This is a genomic window from Candidatus Pristimantibacillus lignocellulolyticus, assembly GCA_023639215.1.
Taxonomy (GTDB): Bacteria; Bacillota; Bacilli; order Paenibacillales; family Paenibacillaceae; genus Pristimantibacillus; species Pristimantibacillus lignocellulolyticus.
Genome location: CP097899.1, coordinates 2,886,040 through 2,905,000, shown reverse-complemented (window position 1 = coordinate 2,905,000; position 18,961 = coordinate 2,886,040). Strand labels below are relative to the sequence as shown.

16 protein-coding genes and 1 other annotated feature (1 of these 17 cut by a window edge) are annotated in these 18,961 nt (G+C 37.5%); of the genes, 1 reads left to right on the top strand and 15 read right to left on the bottom strand.

The window, feature by feature from the left end:
• Positions 1-216: 216 nt before the first annotated feature.
• The 9 genes from NAG76_12135 to NAG76_12095 all read right to left on the bottom strand — a co-directional run bounded on the left by NAG76_12135 (position 217) and on the right by NAG76_12095 (position 9,926).
• On the bottom strand, positions 217-1,941 hold the full coding sequence (locus NAG76_12135) for a glycosyl hydrolase family 18 protein (protein ID URN92644.1): 1,725 nt from the start codon (positions 1,939-1,941) through the stop codon (positions 217-219).
• A 273-nt stretch (positions 1,942-2,214) separates the two neighbouring features.
• Entirely contained in the window at positions 2,215-2,652 is a 438-nt protein-coding gene (locus NAG76_12130) for a transcriptional repressor (protein ID URN92643.1), read from the bottom strand.
• 91 nt (positions 2,653-2,743) lie between these two features.
• The gene (locus NAG76_12125; GenBank protein ID URN92642.1) at positions 2,744-4,318 is read right to left on the bottom strand and encodes a DUF4097 domain-containing protein; all 1,575 of its coding nucleotides are present in this window, start codon (positions 4,316-4,318) and stop codon (positions 2,744-2,746) included.
• Entirely contained in the window at positions 4,300-5,040 is a 741-nt protein-coding gene (locus NAG76_12120) for an MgtC/SapB family protein (GenBank protein URN92641.1), read from the bottom strand. Before NAG76_12120 ends, NAG76_12125 begins: the two co-directional genes overlap by 19 nt.
• A gap of 114 nt (positions 5,041-5,154) precedes the next feature.
• Entirely contained in the window at positions 5,155-6,597 is a 1,443-nt protein-coding gene (gatB, locus tag NAG76_12115) for an Asp-tRNA(Asn)/Glu-tRNA(Gln) amidotransferase subunit GatB (protein ID URN92640.1), read from the bottom strand.
• A 30-nt stretch (positions 6,598-6,627) separates the two neighbouring features.
• Positions 6,628-8,085: an Asp-tRNA(Asn)/Glu-tRNA(Gln) amidotransferase subunit GatA gene (gatA, locus tag NAG76_12110; GenBank protein URN92639.1), complete on the bottom strand. Its 1,458-nt coding sequence runs from the start codon at positions 8,083-8,085 to the stop codon at positions 6,628-6,630.
• 29 nt (positions 8,086-8,114) lie between these two features.
• Positions 8,115-8,402 (bottom strand): Asp-tRNA(Asn)/Glu-tRNA(Gln) amidotransferase subunit GatC, encoded by a 288-nt coding sequence (gatC, locus tag NAG76_12105; GenBank protein URN92638.1) that lies wholly within the window; start codon positions 8,400-8,402, stop codon positions 8,115-8,117.
• Positions 8,403-8,612: 210 nt separating this feature from the next.
• Positions 8,613-8,990, bottom strand: a complete 378-nt coding sequence (locus NAG76_12100) for an ATPase (GenBank protein ID URN92637.1) — start codon at positions 8,988-8,990, stop codon at positions 8,613-8,615.
• Positions 8,991-9,113: 123 nt separating this feature from the next.
• Positions 9,114-9,926, bottom strand: a complete 813-nt coding sequence (locus tag NAG76_12095) for a GTP pyrophosphokinase family protein (GenBank protein ID URN92636.1) — start codon at positions 9,924-9,926, stop codon at positions 9,114-9,116.
• A 326-nt stretch (positions 9,927-10,252) separates the two neighbouring features.
• Between NAG76_12095 and uraA the strand changes: the two genes are divergently transcribed.
• Entirely contained in the window at positions 10,253-11,539 is a 1,287-nt protein-coding gene (gene uraA / locus NAG76_12090) for a uracil permease (GenBank protein ID URN92635.1), read from the top strand.
• 142 nt (positions 11,540-11,681) lie between these two features.
• Here the strand turns inward: uraA and NAG76_12085 are convergent, their stop codons facing one another.
• The 6 genes from NAG76_12085 to thrS all read right to left on the bottom strand — a co-directional run bounded on the left by NAG76_12085 (position 11,682) and on the right by thrS (position 18,740).
• Positions 11,682-12,851: a pyridoxal phosphate-dependent aminotransferase gene (locus tag NAG76_12085; GenBank protein URN92634.1), complete on the bottom strand. Its 1,170-nt coding sequence runs from the start codon at positions 12,849-12,851 to the stop codon at positions 11,682-11,684.
• A 75-nt stretch (positions 12,852-12,926) separates the two neighbouring features.
• Positions 12,927-13,517, bottom strand: a complete 591-nt coding sequence (locus tag NAG76_12080) for a DNA-3-methyladenine glycosylase (protein ID URN92633.1) — start codon at positions 13,515-13,517, stop codon at positions 12,927-12,929.
• Between the two features lie 99 nt (positions 13,518-13,616).
• Positions 13,617-14,183: a hypothetical protein gene (locus NAG76_12075; protein ID URN92632.1), complete on the bottom strand. Its 567-nt coding sequence runs from the start codon at positions 14,181-14,183 to the stop codon at positions 13,617-13,619.
• 5 nt (positions 14,184-14,188) lie between these two features.
• Positions 14,189-15,889, bottom strand: coding sequence for an ATP-binding protein (locus tag NAG76_12070; GenBank protein URN92631.1), 1,701 nt, complete (start codon positions 15,887-15,889; stop codon positions 14,189-14,191).
• A 29-nt stretch (positions 15,890-15,918) separates the two neighbouring features.
• Positions 15,919-16,599 carry a response regulator transcription factor gene (locus NAG76_12065; protein ID URN92630.1) on the bottom strand — a complete coding sequence of 227 codons (681 nt, stop codon included), beginning with the start codon at positions 16,597-16,599 and terminating at the stop codon, positions 15,919-15,921.
• A 209-nt stretch (positions 16,600-16,808) separates the two neighbouring features.
• Complete coding sequence (gene thrS, locus NAG76_12060) at positions 16,809-18,740, bottom strand: threonine--tRNA ligase (protein URN92629.1); 1,932 nt, start codon at positions 18,738-18,740, stop codon at positions 16,809-16,811.
• Positions 18,741-18,850: 110 nt separating this feature from the next.
• Positions 18,851-18,961, bottom strand: a binding site (T-box leader); it runs 118 nt beyond the window's last position.

Genomic DNA, 18,961 nt, shown 5'->3' with positions numbered 1-18,961 from the left:
CGTAATCAACGCCCGCTTTTTGAACTTCCTATTTTAAATAATAGTTCAAAAAGTGGGCGTTCAGAACCGAGAAGATGACGCGCTACTTGCGGAAGGAGGAAACGCAAGTGTACATGTTTGGTACACGCGTACCGGACTTTCCAAGTTCGCTTCATATTCGATGTCGATTAATCGACGAAGCCATTCATCGTTATCAACGCCCGCTTTTTGAACTTCCTATTTGAATAATGTTTCTTTGATTACTGGCCAAATAGACGGCTTCTGGAACGACCTCGCCCAAGTTGCTACACCAGCAAGATTATATTTGTGCACAAGATTAACTCGACTAGCAATCGAAAGTTCATCCTCTAGCCATATACGTTGCTTAATACCTTCTTCAACATACTCAACATAATTTTGACCACTAACTTCATCTAACTTTGGCTCTAATGACTGTTCAGCAATAATCTCATCGGAACGCTTCATCCCAATTGCTTTAGAACTCACTTTCACAGAACCATCTTCCTGATTCACCTCAGACCATAATCGAGTATATAATGGCATAGCTAAAATTAACTTCTCAGGAGGAACGCCATCTTCTTCGAGAATCCGAGTAATCGAACTCTCAACCCAAGGAAGAGAAGCCACTGAGCCAGACTTTGGACTTGCTGCCCAATGTTCGTCATATGCCATAACAATCATATAATCAACGATTTTACCTAGTGCTTCGCGATCTAGAAATACTGACCACATATCACTTGAAGACTTGGGCGTAACATCTATTGAGACAACTAGCCCTTGTTCATGCATGATTGGAGTTAATTCTTTAACGAATTGCACAAGATTTTCTTTGTCTTTCGTATAGACATTTTCAAAATCGATATTAATACCTTCAAGTTGATATAGTTCGGCAAATGCAAGTAATTGCTGAATCATGAAAAATCTCTTTTCAGCACTAGCAAGCACTTCACTCGTCTGATCAGGCTCAAATCCATTACTGAACAAGGCCCAAATTTGATACCCTCGAGAGTGGGCCCACTCTATATATTCATGAGTAGCTTTACCTTTGATTTTTCCAGTATCATCAACAAGTTCAAACCAGGTCGGACTTACTACATTCACTCCTTCCATTGCCGGCATATCTACATAATTGGGTTGCTTATTGTATATCGCTTCCCACGTCAAATTAATCTTTTGTCCTGATAAATCATGGTCTATCCCTTTATACTCATCTAAATTACTTTGGTATACAATCGCCTCATTACTAGTAGTATGAGATGTTTTAATATATCCCTCAACACCATCTAATGTTTGGACGCGAAGCCAACCTTCTAGTTGCTCCCACACCATAAGTTGTTGTCCTGTTTCTATTACTTTGTAATAAGGGCTTTTAATCGTAGCTGATTCCCGTAGATGACTACCTTTCTCATTGGAAACAGTAACTGTATCTACAGAGGTATTACCTTTATAGGCCATAACAATGCCTGTTAATTTTGAATATTCGATATGAAGATCATATAATTGTTCAATAATTTCTGATGGAATATACACTGTATCGTCAACGACATCTGCCGTTAAAGTTAATTCATAAGATTTCTCATTCAATAGTGCATTAAGTGATTCTGTTTCAAATCGCAATACTTTATCAACAGTTGTTAATACTAAAGTATTACTTTCTTCTTCATAGTATATTGGAGAGTCTACTAATATAGATTCTAGTAAAGGTAATGGAAGTTTTACATGTTCATCTACAATAACTGCACCAGAAGCTTGGAGATCCCCTTCATAATAGATCGGGTGTTCAAACTCATAAGAAGTATTGTTTTGTTCAAACGAAGGAACAAGCTTTACATAACCAATCCAACATGTTGCAACTAATGCAATAACGAAAAACAGCCATATAACACTATTAAAACGAAAACCTCTTCGCTTATTTACATAATTAAATTGTCTAGGTTCCAATTTTTATCGCTCCTAAAACTTTTCATTTTACTTAAAGCTTTTCGTTCACTCAGTCTTGCTATCATTTATATGAAAAGCACTACGAAAGCATAAAACAAACTTTTCTGTTTAATTGCTACAACTTATAATAAAAGTTCAAAAAGCTGTATTTCATATTCGATGTCGAATCTGCTACATACCAACACATCGTTATCAAATCCCGTTTTTTTGAACTCCCCCAAATTAAAAACGTGCACAAGAGCGATGAATCGCTGATCTGCACGTCAGATGAATTTAATACTTAAGTTGAGTACTGCTGCATTTTTGACAAATACCATATATTTCCATTCGATGTCCTTGAACAATAAATCCTGTACTTGCAGAAGCTACACGCTCCACATCAAGTAATGGAGGATGAACAAAATCTACGATTGACCCGCAACATTTGCAAATTGCATGATAGTGATCTGATAAATCCGCATCGAAGCGACTAGAATCATCGCCATAGGTTAATTCGCGTATTAACCCCGCTTCTACGAATAGACGTAAGTTGTTATAAATAGTTGCAACGCTCATGCTAGGATAAGTAGGTGATAAAGCCTTGTATATATCATCAGCAGTAGGATGCGAATGCGTATCCATCAGAAAACTTAATATCGCGTGTCGCTGCGGGGTCATTCGAACGCCATTAGTTTTCAATTGCTCTAAAGCTAATTGCACGTTAGTAATCATTCCCCTCACGCCTTCCCTTATAATTTCATTACTACCATTGTACGTTTATATTTTGAGATTTGTCAATGAAACGGCATATTCTAAGCTCCCTTTACTCTATAAGAATATAGTTGGAAGCATACATATATATCGTATAAATCGCACTACCTACCGTAGTTTCGTAATGTTTCGTATTTTCTTCAACGATTGAATCACTCGATATTTTCCCAAAAGATACCTTAGCCCCCAACAAATAATGAGCTTTCTCAGGCAATTTCACAACGATATTTCCCACCGTTGCCGTTAAGGTCCAATCCCCGGCTACTTTATTAGTAATAACATGTAAAGAACCATTTAATGCTGTTGCTTGTACGTCATCAAGTGGATTAATCAGTGTAACAATCCCTTTCTTACTTTGTACAGCAACACTACCATTAATATTTTTCATAAATATATTACCTTGTTTACTACTTACTTCTACATCTCCAGTTATATCATAGGCGTTAATCGCTGCACTATTACTCTCAATATTAAGTTTATCCAATACCGCTATTCCATCAATATGTAATGCACCATGTTCTAACTTAATACTCATACCTTCAGTTAGCTCATAATCATTAGGGATAACGATTTTTACATCCATACGGGGATAACGATTCAGATTATATAAGGGGAGTTGGGATTGCATCAATATTCCATTATCAAAATTAACATCGATATAGCTTTGCTGCTTCACTTCCAGAGCTTGCTCTTCATCTTCGGTATTCACATAAAGAATTGGATAGAGCGTCAATTCCTCTACATCATCACGTATAATCTCAACGTAACCATTTAGACTTCTAAATTGAATTTTCCCTGATGCATCTCCGGGTAGTTTAATCGGTGCTAATTCATAGCGAAACCCATCCGATACATCCAACTGTTCTTTATTAGCAGCAGGAGCATGAAAACTCTGCAATATTTTTGATGGATAATCACTATATTGCATGACGAAATAAGTTGAACTGCTCAATATTATAAGAACGAACACACCCCAATAATCCGGTCTAAATGTCGTTGTTCTATTAAACCAATAAAGATATATCGCTAAAGCGATCAGCTCTAACAGAAATACGATAGGTGTAATATACCCCCATTGCACCCATTGGATCGGCGCAACCGATTGTAACCATAGTAAAACTGCTAGCAATGTTAATAAAGCAGCTACAGTAATTCTTCCAACGAGAATGTAAGCACTTCTTCTCCGTTTCAGATGGGTAGCTACATACATTACAATACTTAATAAGACAAACATCGGATAGTGATAGATAATTTGTAATTTGAATGCATACGTATTACTTAACGGTAACAATAAAACAACGGTTAGCACTAGTAGTAGTATTGAAAGAACGATCTTAATCCAAGATTTTCGATAATAATAATCATCATCCAACGTTTGTAAACCGTTGAAGATCGCATAAAAATAATGATATGGCAAACTGAGTATTAAAAACGCGATCGTTAATGGTTGTTCAATAACAAACACATGTAACAATGTATATGCTAGTGCGATATGAAATAGAAAGCTACTCACAATAAATAATGCCTTGTCGAATATACCTCGATAATAATGACCTAAGCCCGGCAACAATATTGCCAGGCCCGCTATAATCCAGCTATTTCTATTGTCTACTCGTAACCGATCCAACGAACACCCTCCACTTGCTTCAAATCATTAATGAGAGACACAATGTTTTCTTTACGCTTTCGAGATATGTGAATATGAAGTGTAACTTTAATCCGTCGCTCTTCATTAATTCTTTCTCCAGTATGTGTATCAAATGTAGCCATATCTTCAATGGTCATTTTATTGAGAGTAGCATGATGCTCATCTAATGTCTGTTGCGTATGCAATAATAATATAGCTTGATCACTACATGTCATATTAACTAAATACTCTTGTTTGTTACGGATGAAACGAGCTTCTAATTTGTTGAATAACCAAAGTGTTAAAACAACTAAAATCATAACTGCAATTGAAGCAAAATAGAATCCTGCTCCTACAGCTAACCCGATTGCTGCGACAACCCACAATGAAGCTGCAGTCGTTAGTCCCGATATTTTCTTTCCTGTATAAAGAATCGTTCCAGCTCCAAGGAAACCTACACCCGTAATAACCGCAGCAGCAAGTCGCGCTGGATCCACACGTACATTAATTTCATTAACGAAATCAGAAAATCCATAAATAGATAATAGCATTAACAAACATGCCCCTACACAAACTAAAATATTAGTTCGAAAACCAGCAGCATGATTAGATTGTTCACGCTCAAAGCCGATAATTCCGCCTAGTACTAAAGCAATGGCGAGACGAATTAATATTTCAACTTCGTCAATATACCAAGGACTTTCAACTGCAGCTAACAGCATATATGCACTTCCTTTATGAATGAGTAAAAATGACTATAAAGAGATACTGCGTGATTTCATAACTTGAAACCACGCAGTAATGTATAGATATTATATGCAAGTTTAATAATAGTTTTACTGAGATTTCAATCTCTCGATAAGTAACTTGTTAACTAATGCAGGGTTTGCTTTACCTTTAGTTTCTTTCATTAGTTGACCAACTAAGAAACCAATCGCTTTCTCTTTACCTGCACGATAGTCTTCAATAGATTGAGGATTACGTTCAAGCACAGCATCAACAATAGCAAGCAATGCACCTTCATCGCTAATTTGAACAAGACCTTGTTCTTCAACAATCTGTGCTGGAAGCTTACCAGTCTCGATCATTGTTTTAAATACCGTTTTAGCGATTTTACCGTTTATCGTTCCTTTTTCAAGTAGACCTAGCATTTCCCCTAGACCTTGACCTGTAAGAGCAATATCCGATAATTCTTTATTATTACTATTCAGATAACCTAAAAGATCACCCATAATCCAGTTTGCTGCACCTTTAGCATCCGATGTATATGAAAGACTTTCTTCAAATAGATCAGCAATCTTTTTAGATGAAGTAATAACTTCAGCATCGTATTCAGAAAGTTCAAATTGCGAAGTATAGCGAGCTTTACGTGCATCTGGAAGTTCAGGAATCGTTGCACGAATCGCATCTTTCCATTCTTGACTAATGTTAAGCTTCACAAGATCTGGATCTGGGAAGTAACGATAATCATGAGCTTCTTCTTTACCACGCATAGAGAATGATTTGCCTGCGGCATCATCAAAACGACGAGTTTCTTGAATAACAACGCCACCTTCATCAAGAATTTCAGCTTGACGAATTTGCTCGTATTCCAATCCACGTTGAACACCACGGAATGAGTTCATGTTTTTCAATTCTGCACGAGTACCAAACTCTGCTTGACCATAAGGGCGTAAGCTAATATTAGCGTCACAACGCAAACTTCCCTCTTCCATCTTCACATCAGAAACATCGCAATATTGCATGATCGTGCGAATTTTTTCAAGGTATGCTTTTGCTTCTTCTGGTGAACGAATATCTGGTTCTGATACGATCTCGATAAGCGGTGTACCTACACGGTTGAAATCAACTAGAGATGCATAACCACCATCAATATGAGTTAGTTTACCTGCATCTTCCTCAAGATGAACACGAGTAATACCAATTCGTTTCGTCTCACCATTGACTTCAATATCAATATATCCATGTTCTCCAATAGGTTGATCAAATTGTGAAATCTGATATGCCTTTGGTGAATCTGGATAGAAATAGTTTTTACGATCGAATTTACTAATATCAGCGATTTGGCAGTTCAATGCCATGGACGCTTTCATTGCGTATTCTACAGCTTGATGGTTCAACACAGGAAGAACCCCTGGGTGACCTAAGCAAACAGGACATGTATGAGAGTTAGCCGGTGCGCCGAAAGCAGTTGAACAGCCACAGAAAATTTTACTATTCGTATGCAGCTCAACGTGTACTTCCAAACCTACGACCGTCTCGTATTTATTGGTAGTCATCATAATCTTCCTTTCGTAATCACGCACATATTATAGCTGTGGGCGCTGCTTATGGAATTCAGTATTAGCCTCAAATGCATGAGCTGCACGTAATACTGTGGATTCATCAAATGCTTTACCGATAATTTGCAAACCGATAGGCATACCATCTACTTGACCACATGGTACACTAATTGCCGGAACACCAGCTAGAGAAACTGGAATTGTACAAATATCGTTAAGATACATTGTTAATGGATCACCAACTTGCTCACCAATGCGGAATGCAGGAGTAGGAGCAGTAGGTCCGACAACAAGATCATATTTTTCAAATACTTGATCAAAGTCTTGTTTAATCAATGTACGTACTTTTTGTGCTTTCAAATAATACGCATCATAGTAACCAGAACTTAATGCATACGTACCTAGCATAATACGACGCTTAACTTCAGAACCAAATCCTTGACTACGAGATTTACGATATAGATCAATTAGGTTTTCAGGATTTTCCGCACGAACACCATAACGAACTCCGTCAAAACGCGCAAGGTTAGAAGACGCTTCAGATGAAGCAAGTAAGTAATAAGTTGCAATCGCATATTCTGTATGTGGCAATGATACTTCTTCCCAAGTAGCACCAAGTGATTCATATGTTTTCAAAGCATTCATAACTGCTTCTTTCACACGAGGATCAATACCTTCTCCTAAATATTCTTTAGGAACAGCAATACGTAGACCTTTAACACCACCTGTAAGTGCATCGGCATAATTCGGAATCGTTACATTAGCAGATGTAGATTCTTTCGGATCGTGACCTGCGATAGCTTGAAGCACATGAGCTGCGTCCTCAACATTTTTCGTAAGTGGTCCGATTTGATCAAGAGATGATGCGAATGCTACTAGTCCAAAGCGAGATACTAGACCATAAGTAGGTTTCAAACCAACAATACCGCAATATGCAGCTGGTTGACGAATCGATCCACCTGTATCAGAACCTAGTGAGAAGTATACTTGTCCTGCTGCAACAGCAGCTGCAGAACCACCACTTGAACCACCAGGAACATAATCAGTATTCCAAGGGTTACGTGTTGGGAAATAGCTAGAGTTCTCATTGGAACCACCCATAGCAAATTCGTCCATGTTTAATTTACCAATAGTAACAGTACCTGCATCACGTAGCTTACGTGTTACAGTAGCGTCATAAATTGGATTGTAATTACTTAAAAATTGACTAGCACATGTAGTTAGCAATCCTTCAGTAACGATATTATCTTTAATACCTGCAGGCAAACCGAACAAAGCGCCTTCTGCTTGTCCATTTGCTAGCTTTACTTCTAATTGAGAGGCTTGCTTACGAGCAGCTTCCTCATTCAATGTAATAAATGCTTTAATGCTCTCATCTGTTTCAGCAATTCGATGGTACGATGCATCGACTAATTCTGTAACAGAAAGCTCTTTATTTCTTAGCTTTGCTCCAACTTCTTGGATGCTTAATTCAAATGGTGACAACAGTAGTTCCTCCCTTCAATCTCTCTAAATTATTCAAGTACCGCAGGCACTTTAATTTGATCATCTTCTTCGTCAGGTGCATTAAGAAGTACCTTTTCAATTGATAAGGAATCCTTCTGTACATCTTCACGCATAACATTTACAAGTTCAAACACATGGCTTGTAGGCTCCACATTTTCAGTGTCCAACTCATTAAGTTTTTCAGCATACTTCAAAATAGCATTAAGCTGATCCGTAAACTGAGTTTTTTCAGCATCAGATAGCTCCAAGCGTGCAAGGTTAGCTACATGGTCAACATCTTTTAACGTTATACTCATAACAATACTCTCCTTAAACTTTTCTAAGCCCTCGTGTGTAACCTCTCAGTAAACGAAAAGTACAACGGAAGCTAAGCTTAAACTTTTTGTAGCGATTAGATTCAGCTTCCTGTTAATCATTCATATTATTATATCCTGCCTGACACAATTATAGCAATGACAACAGAAAAAAGAGACATCGCGAATTCTCATTCACATGTCTCACTCTCTTTAGATCCACGCCTTTAGATTAATTTGCCGAATAAAGTCTTCACCCGATACAATCTTAGGTTCACTTTCTTCTTCAACTTCCTCAGCTACGCCATTCATAATATTATAAAATAATTGCTCGTTATGTGTAGCAAGTGCATAATCAATTAAAGCTTCCTTCTCAATTTCCTCTGCTTCCTGCTTAAGAAGCTCTTCTTCAAGCTCAATATCTTCATCAGGAACAGCAAAATTGCGATTAAGTGCAGGTACACGAACGACATAATCAAACACGTTATCGGCATTACGATCATATGCAATGATGTACCCATACTCACCTATAGGAAGCTTCTGTTCAAATTGATCCTCTATAAATACGACTTTAGATCCAAGTGGCAACATATCTTCAACCCCTATGATTAGCACATGAGATGCTATGTGATATGCCTATTATCCTACTAAATTTTCAGCAATCTGTCTATGAAAGTTACATAGAATTTCGCTAACAAACGAGAAATATATACATTATTCGCCTTTTTTCTCTTCAATCCTTTCATCAGACATTTCTAAAGTACCAGGTAATTCTATCAATGCCTGCTCAAATATATTAGGAAGTTTTAATTGCGACTTGCTCACTTGATTAAGCAAAAGTCTTGTAAATTCATCATTATCATCGTTATCTTGATTTTCTTTAATAATCGTAATTTCGTGATGTAATCGCTCCATCTGTTCATCTAAATTATTAGCAGCATCAGCAGCTTGCTTTAATTCCAACGTAAGTTTGGAAGGGACTGCTTGATCGTATTTATAGAAAATCTTATGTTCTAGACTTGCCCAAAAATCCATCGCAATGGTACGAATCTGAATTTCAACGCATACGATTTCTCGTCCAGTAGTCATAACGACAGGAACACCCGCGATAAGATGAAGACTACGGTATCCATTAGGCTTTGGATTTGATATATAATCTTTCATTTCAAATATTTCCACATCAAAATGCTTCTGTAACATCTCTTGCACACGGTAAATGTCAGAGATGAAAGAACAAGTAATACGAATTCCAGCAACATCCTTAATTTCGTTGCGAATGCTATCAATTGAAAATTGAAGATTTTTCCTTTGGATTTTTCCAATAATACTTTCAAATGATTTGACGCGAGATTTTGTATGCTCAATTGGATTATAATCATGCAGAAGTTGATATTCTTCTTTCAATATTTCAATTTTAGTTTCTAATTCTGTCAGGGCGAATTGGTACATCATCATTACTCGTGTAACCTCATCGCGCATTTTTTTAAATTGTTCTACTTGATTAGAGATCAGCTGATAGTTGTTCATCTATTTTCTCCTCACTTGTGCCGCTTGGCTTCACTTCGCATTAATAACTATAAAGTGTAACTTCGATCACCTCTCTATTGTATACGATTGAAATATCGTCACGCAAATTAGTTCACGATGATGTGGAATAATACAAATTCATACAATTGATAAATTATATCAGTGCTTAGTTATACTTATCTGTCTCATTCTACTAACAATAAAGCTGGAACACGTACATTAATATAATAATTTTGTAAATAATAGCTTACATGCCCCTTGTCAGAATTAGTCGAATTCGTATAAAATCTACAAAGCAATTACTATATATTAAAGGAGCAATAATCATGCGCAAATCAATCGGTGTTCACGAACGACCACCCGTAGCGATGTCACTCATGCTTGGTCTTCAACATCTATTTGCTATGTTTGGTTCAACAGTATTGGTACCAACGATTTTACAAGTAGATCCTGCAATCTGCTTGCTAATGAATGGTATTGGTACACTATTGTACATATTGATCACAAAAGGAAAAATCCCAGCTTATCTTGGTTCAAGCTTTGCGTTTCTCGCTCCAGTAACTGCGGTAATTAATGAAATCAATGGTGGTAGCTATGCTACAGCTCTTGGTGGTTTTATCGTAGTAGGTGTTATTTTCACAATCGTAGCATTCATCATTCAAGCAGCTGGTACATCATGGATTGATGTTGTTTTCCCTCCAGCAGCAATGGGGGCTATTATTGCTATCATCGGTCTTGAATTAATCCCTGTAGCTGCTGGTATGGCAGGCTGGATCGGTGATGGTTCAGAAGGCTGGACAATGGATGGTAAAACAGTATTATTGTCAACAGCTACATTATTAGTTACAGTGCTCGGTTCTGTTCTATTCCGTGGCTTTATGCGTATTATCCCAATTCTTTTCGGTATTATATTCGGTTACGTACTTGCAATCATTATGAAAATGACGAGTTTCGCAGGTATAGCTGATGTTTCATTCTTTAAAGGTCCGACATTAACGTTCCCTCAATTCCACTTAGCTTCTATTATTCCAATTGCATTTGCAGCACTAGTTGTTATTGCAGAGCACATTGGTCACCTGGTTGTTACAAGTAACATTGTTGGAAAAGATCTTTCCAAAGATCCTGGACTACACCGTTCAATGCTTGGTAATGGTGTTTCCACAATTCTTTCTGGCTTCTTCGGATCTACACCAAACACAACGTATGGTGAAAATATCGGCGTATTGGCAATTACACGTGTATATTCAACTTTCGTTATTGGGCTTGCTGCAGTAATTGCTATTGCACTGTCCTTCTTAGGTAAATTCTCTTGGTTAATTTCTAATATCCCTCCTGCTGTTATGGGCGGTGTATCATTACTACTATTCGGTGTTATTGCAGCTTCGGGATTCAGAATGCTTGTTGAATCTAAAGTAGATTATAGTAAACCAACAAATCTATTTTTGACAACTGTAGTATTAGTTGTTGGATTAAGTGGCGTAGCGGTACCTATAGGAAGCTCTTCACTTACTGGCATGTCACTTGCTACTGTAGTAGCAATCGTACTAAGCTTGCTATTCAAACTGTTTGATGTATTGAAAGCATCAAACGATTATGAAGAGTCAGGACATTAATTACTAGTAATCGTATCGTATTGACTGACTAGAAAATAGATTAATCTATTTTCTAGTCAGTCTTTTTTGTTACGTAGTTTTCACAAAAACAAATAGCGACTCTCCATCCCAAGATGAGGAGTCGCTATTTGTTTGACTAGCTTTAGTTATTGATCGCGTCTACGAATTGTTTCAATGCTTGTTCAAGAATCGAACGCGGACAAGCTAGGTTTACACGTAACCATCCAGAACCTTCTACACCATACGTAGAACCTTCATTAAAGGCTACTTTAGCTTTCTTATACATAAGTTCTTTCAGCACGGCAGGATCCTCACTAATCGCTCTACAATCTAACCATAGCAGATAAGTACCTTGTGATTCCAAAGGTTTAATAATCGGTGCATGTTCTGCGAGATATTCAACCGCATAGTCTAGATTAGCTTTCACATAGACAATCAATTCATCTAACCATTGCTCGCCTTCGTTATAAGCTGCCTGAACAGCATCCTGAGCAAAATGATTAGCCATATGAATACTTAATATTTTTACACGCTTATCAAAAATTTCACGTAGTTCCGGATTAGAGATTACTGCAAATGAAGTATGTAACCCTGGAATATTAAATGTTTTTGTAGCAGCAAGTGCCGTAATTGTAATATTCGCCGCTTCTTCAGATAGAGAAGCAAATGGCGTATGCGGATGACCTTCAAATGTTAGATCACAATGAATTTCATCGGAAACAACGATTACATCATATTGAATAGCTAACTTAGCTAATTTTTCTAACTCGGAGCGTTCCCATACACGACCACCTGGGTTATGTGGATTACATAACAGCATTAATTTGGCACCGTCTTTGAACAATTGTTCTAAATGTTCAAAGTCCATCTCATAGCGACCGTCTTCAATACGTAAAGGATTACGAACTACTTTACGATTATTCCCCTCAATGACATCATAGAACGGATAATAGACTGGGGATTGCAATACTACCCCATCTCCAGGTTTTGTATACAGATCTACAGATAAGCTAAGCGTAGTTACAACACTTGGAACATCTACAATCCAACTTGGTTGTATAGTCCAATGATGTCTGCGCTCAAACCAACTCGTAATCGCTTCGAAATATTGTTTGTTTTTAATGGAGTAACCATAGATGCCGATATCAGTACGTTGCTGAAGCACTTTTCGAACTGCAGGAGGACTATAAAAGTCCATATCAGCTACCCATAATGGAAGAATAGAAGTATCACCGAACAAAGGTCCAACTTGATCCCATTTATAAGAGCGAGTATTGCGTCGGTCAATTAATTCATCAAAATTATAAGTCAATTTACATACACCTCATATCAAGTTTAGTTAGTTTTACTTTATCACTTTTAATATAAGAAGCCAACTTTATCTTGCCTAGCGCTTAGAGACGTACTCATTGCCATTCACAAAAAAACGCCAAGGATAATCCTTCGCTTCTCCACTATTTTCTATTCCAATTCGTGGGCTAGATGAGGTTTGCTCATACGTAATTCCTTTTGCGATATATATAGGAGATTGTGTAATCTGTTTGCCGTAATCGTCCATTGTAATACCAAGAGCTTGGCATAGCTTTCCAGGACCATTCGTTAGATCACGATCTCTCTTGTCTTCACCACGTCGTTGCCTCATCAACGAAATACCTAGAACAGGTTCTACAGCTCGGATAAGCACTGACTCCGGAATACCAATATCCCCACTAACAACATTCACTAAGCAATGTCGATGCATCGTATGAGTATATACATGTCCCGCTTCAGCGAACAAGATTACCGTTCGTGCGGTTTTTCGGTTCTTAAAGCCATGTGCAGCTTGATCCTTTGGTCCAAGATAACCTTCGGTTTCAACGATATAGCCAGCAGTTACACCTTCAGCTGTTTCCTTCACTAGAAGCTGACCTAGCAGGTTTTCTGCTAATTCTAAAGTACTCTGACTGTAAAAAGATTGTGGGAGTATTTCTAGTTCCATCATGACAAGCTCCTTTATATTAAATAGAGAAGGATAGTAAAGGCTAGCTTCAAACTAACCAATAGTATCCTTCTCATTATGCTTTATTAATTATTCATCTTAGTTTAGAGTAATTACTTTTTCCCATGTTAATGTCTTACCAGCATCATTTGTAAACGTGAAGGAAACTGTCCCCTTTTCACCCTTCAAAGAATCATCATAGAAGAACCCCATAAATTGACCATTACCACTAATGTAGAATCCATCTTCCCCATTGCCACCGTGCTCAATTGCTTCTTGCAGTGTATTAACTACTTCGGATGAAGATGAACTCCATTTCATGGAAGATAACATATACCCTTCTGGTCGCTTTTGTACGGAAAAATCAAAACTATTGCCTTCGATTGGTTTCTCTGTCTGATCAATAATAATTAATATCTGATCACTACTAGATTCTGTAGTAGTTGGTTCAGTAGGTTCTAATTGATTATAATTCGTAGCATCTGGCTTCTCTGATGTTGAAGGTGTAGTTCCCTCATTAGTCGCCCCTTCATTGCCAGTGATTTCTGTCGCTGCTGGAGCATTCACGTTATTATTACTCTGATTCACCTTATTACCGCCCTGTTCACCACATCCACTTAATAACGCAACAATAGCCACCGTCATTACAATATATCTAATCTTCATTCAATTCACTCGCTTTCTGTTAATGAGAAGTGAAATACAACTCCTTGCTTCGTATTTCTTACCCCATATTGACTTTGATGTAACTGTAAAATATGACTTACTATCGCTAGACCTAATCCAGTGCCACCCGAATTGCGATCTCGTGCTTGCTCCAGTCGATAAAACTTTTCCCAAATATTGATTAATTGTTCCTCGGCAATATGTTCGCCTTCGTTATGAATACTGACCACGACATGATCATCATCTTGACGTTCCAAAGTGATTGTTAACTGACTTCCTACAGGTGCATGTCGCACAGCATTACTCATCAGATTAATAAGTACTTGCGTAATCCGCTTATAATCAGCTTTCACAAAATAACGATTTTTCTCCGAAGGCTTGAACACTAGACATATGTTTTTTTCTTCGATGAGTTTAGAGAATGATTGACTTACTTGACGGATCAGTTCAACGATATTGAAGTTACTAATTTCTAATTGAATGGCTTGCACTTCGTACTTTGATAACTCCAACATATCGATAATCAATTCATTCATTCGATCGCTCTCATTAACAATTTGGGTTAGATACCTTTCACTCTTATCTTTGGCTACGCCATCTTGCAAGCCTTCCGCATATGCTTTAACAATAGCAAGTGGTGTTTTCAATTCATGTGATATATTCGCCACTAACTCTTTTCTTAGTTGTTCAGAGCGTTGTTTTTCCTTCATTTCCACTTGTAATTGCTCATTCCGTTCAGATAATTGAGTTAATGTAGCTTCAAGATTTGTAGACAGCTCTACTAAGCGCGCGGCTAACTGCCCAAATTCATCTTTGCTACTAAGTGGGGATTTTGCAGAGAATTGCAGATGAGCTAGTTGACCTGCGAACCTGTTTATCCTTACAAGTGGTTTGGTAATATACTTCGAGTAGACAAGCGCTAACACGAATATAACCATAATGATAATTGGGAATATATATAGCACATATTTTTTCATCATTTCCACTGCTTCATCAACCGGTTGAAGCGATGTCATAAGCATTACGTATTGCTGCTTGTCTACTACCTTCTGCAATGCAATCACATATTCAACTCCACTCCACGGATCATTCCACACTGTCGTCACTTGAAATCGATCTGTCCATTGAATAGTAGTCCATTCTTCTGATAGCATCCAGTCTTGTAGTGCCTGTTTTACTAATAGATCTTGATACAATGGATTGTAAGATCGTTGCTCTGGTATTTGCATATCAATAATAATCCCTTGTTCTCGTACTAGTCCCTGTTCAAGAGAACCGCCATCTGATTGCAATTGTACAGGATGCAAAATGCTATCTTGTTCATCCATGTAAATCCCATCTACCGTTATCGTACTACCTATGTGAAGCCCAATTGGAAGTTGGTCTATAGTCATTCCCTCCATAGGAAGTATTATCGTTATTGTTCTCTGTTTAATTTGCATCACAATATAATAAGGGTTGTATTCACGCAATTGAAACTGACTGTCTAACACCGCAATACTGGCATCGTATTCATTCATATACCTGCCTAACAAATGTGACACTTCATTATGATTGGTAGAGACTTTCTCATAACCTTCTGTAAAAGCTGATGTGTGACTTTGCAATTCAGTAAGCTTCATATTGCGATAAAACTTTTCAAAAAAAATACTCTCTATAATCATTACAACTGCAAATAACAGAATGATCATAATAGAAGTAATCATAAATAATTTGAATACTACCGAATGTCTCCTCATAACTGTGGATCGAATTTATAGCCAGATCGAATGACGGTTACGATGAATCGTCCTTCTGCTCCTAGTTTGGCTCTTAATTTCTTAATGTGAGTATCAACTGCTCGATCATCACCTTCATAATGATAGCCCCAGACTGTATTCAAAATATAATCGCGAGATAACACTTTCCCACTATGTTTCGTCAATAGCAGTAATAGCTCGTACTCCTTAGGCGACAGATTAACAATCTCATTTTTCAATTTCACCTCATGAGAATTCCGATGTATAGTTAGTTCTCCAAATATGAGTATTTCACCCTCACTGCCTACCGTACCCTCTGTTCGTTTCAATAATGCATTAGCTCTAGCAACTAGGACGCGTGGACTGAATGGCTTCGTTACATATTCATCTGCACCTAGCTCGTATCCAAGCACTTGATCATCATCCTCTGACTTTGCTGTAATCATAATAATTGGTACATCAGAATTTCGCCGAATGCTGCGACATACTCCGAAACCATCAAGCTTTGGCATCATAATATCAAGAATAATAAGATCAATCGTATACTCTTCGAATTTTTCAAGTGCGATTAGTCCATTCTCTGCTTCAATGACATCCCAATTCTCAGCAATAAAATAATCCGCAACAATCTCTCGCATATGAATATCGTCTTCGACCAGTAATAATTTTCGTCTCATCGACTTTCACTCCAAGTCATATCTTCTACGTATATAAGAGTATTGTATATGTTGTAATATTTACATCCACATTGAACCACCTCGATTTTGCTTCATATCGTTATTATAAGGAGTTCATGTGTACTTCATGTGTATAAACGGAATATATGAGAACTGCCCTTCAAGGTAGACACCTTAAAGAGCAGTTATTCACATACATATATCTAATTTTAATCTATTTGCGGATTCAATGCTTTACTTACTATTTCAGATTGGAGCATTTGCAGGAACGATTCGACGCTATAGGAAGACGACTTTTTACCGCCATACTGACGAACGTTTACTGACTTCTGTAGCATTTCCTCATCACCAACAACGATAATATAAGGGATTTTCTTTAACTGAGCATCACGTATCTTATATCCTAACTTCTCTTCACGAGTATCAAGCTCAATTCTAATTCCTGCCTGTCTAAACTGATCATATACTTTATCTGCATAAGCCATATGAATACTATTTGAGACCGCGACTATTTTCACTTGTACTGGTGCTAACCATAATGGAAATACTCCGCCGTAATGTTCGATTAGAATACCTAAAAATCGATCGATGGAACCAAATACAGCACGATGAATAACAACAGGTCGTTGTTTGTCATTATGTTCATCCACGTAACTCAGTTCAAATTTCTCTGGCATTTGGAAATCTAGTTGTACTGTAGCGCATTGATGACTGCGAGCAATGGCATCCTTAATATGAATATCTATTTTGGGTCCATAAAACGCTCCATCTCCAGCATTTATTGAATATGCGAAATTCAAGTCATCTAATACATTCATTAAAGCACTTTCTGCATAATCCCATACCTCATCGCTACCCATATATTTATCAGGTCGAGTCGAAACCTCGATTGTAAATTCGAAGCCAAATACATCATACATATGCTTAATCAGTTTCAGTGTTAAAGCGATCTCTTGCTCGATTTGATCTTTTCTAACGAATATATGTGCATCATCTTGGCAGAATGTTCTTACTCTTAACAATCCGTTCAAAGCACCGCTAAATTCGTGACGATGAACTTGACCAAATTCAGCCATTCGTATTGGTAAATCTCGATAAGAACGAAGCTTCTCTTTGAAAATCAACATATGCCCTGGGCAATTCATTGGTTTTAGCGCAAATTCTTGCTGATCTACTTCAGTAAAATACATATTATCTTTATAATGATCCCAATGTCCGGAACGTTCCCATAGTCGCTTATTCATCATTAAAGGTGTTCTTACTTCTTGATAGTCATATAAATGTTGTAGCTGACGTAGAAATGCTTCTAACTCATTACGAATGATTTGACCATTTGCCAAATAAAAAGGCATTCCTGGTGCTTCCTCAGAAAACATAAACAGTTCTAATTCTTGTCCTAGTTTGCGATGATTACGCTTATGTGCCTCCTCCATCTGATGAAAATAGTCTTTCATTTTCTGATTGGATTCAAAAGCAACACCGTATATTCGTTGTAACATTTGATTGTCACTATTTCCACGCCAGTATGCTCCTGATACTGAAGTTAACTTGAACGATTTAATATAGCCTGTTGAAGGTAAATGTGGCCCTCGACAAAGATCAATATAATCATCTTGACGGTAGACCGAAATGACCTCCTCGCTTGGAATATCTCGTAGCAATTCTAACTTCAGTGGATCCTCTGCAAATAGTTCTAAAGCCAACTCATACGAAATTTCTTCTCTTTTAATAACATAATTTGAATTAATAATTCGTTTCATTTCTTTTTCGATATGTTCCAAATGATCTACAGAAATAGGTTCGGACACATCAATATCATAATAAAAACCATGTTCAATAACTGGACCTACGCCAAAATTGACATTGTTATATAGATTCTTCACTGCTTGAGCTAACACATGAGCAGCTGAATGACGCATCACTTGAAGTCCTTCAAGTGAATGGATATCAAAGAATCTAATAGTAGATGATTGTTCAATAGGCATATTCATATCAACTAACTCATCATTCACCTTTGCTACGACAGAGTTTTTCTTCACAGTTGAAGATACAGACTGTGCGACTTGCATTGCAGTAATGCCCTTCTCATACTGTTGCTCCCGACCATTCGGGAAAATAATTGAAATTGGGTGGTGTTCCATTAACCTCGACTCCTTAATTTTCGATGACGATCAATGTACTTTTGGAAACTATAAAAGTAGATCGTAAGCATCTTATTATCGTGAAACAAAAAAACACACGCATCCCTACTAGCAGGGACGAGCGTGTGTTAGACCCGTGGTTCCACCCATATTCTCAATACACTTTTCCCGTATATTGACTTATGATCGCTTTATCGCAGCGCTACGGTATAAGTTACTTT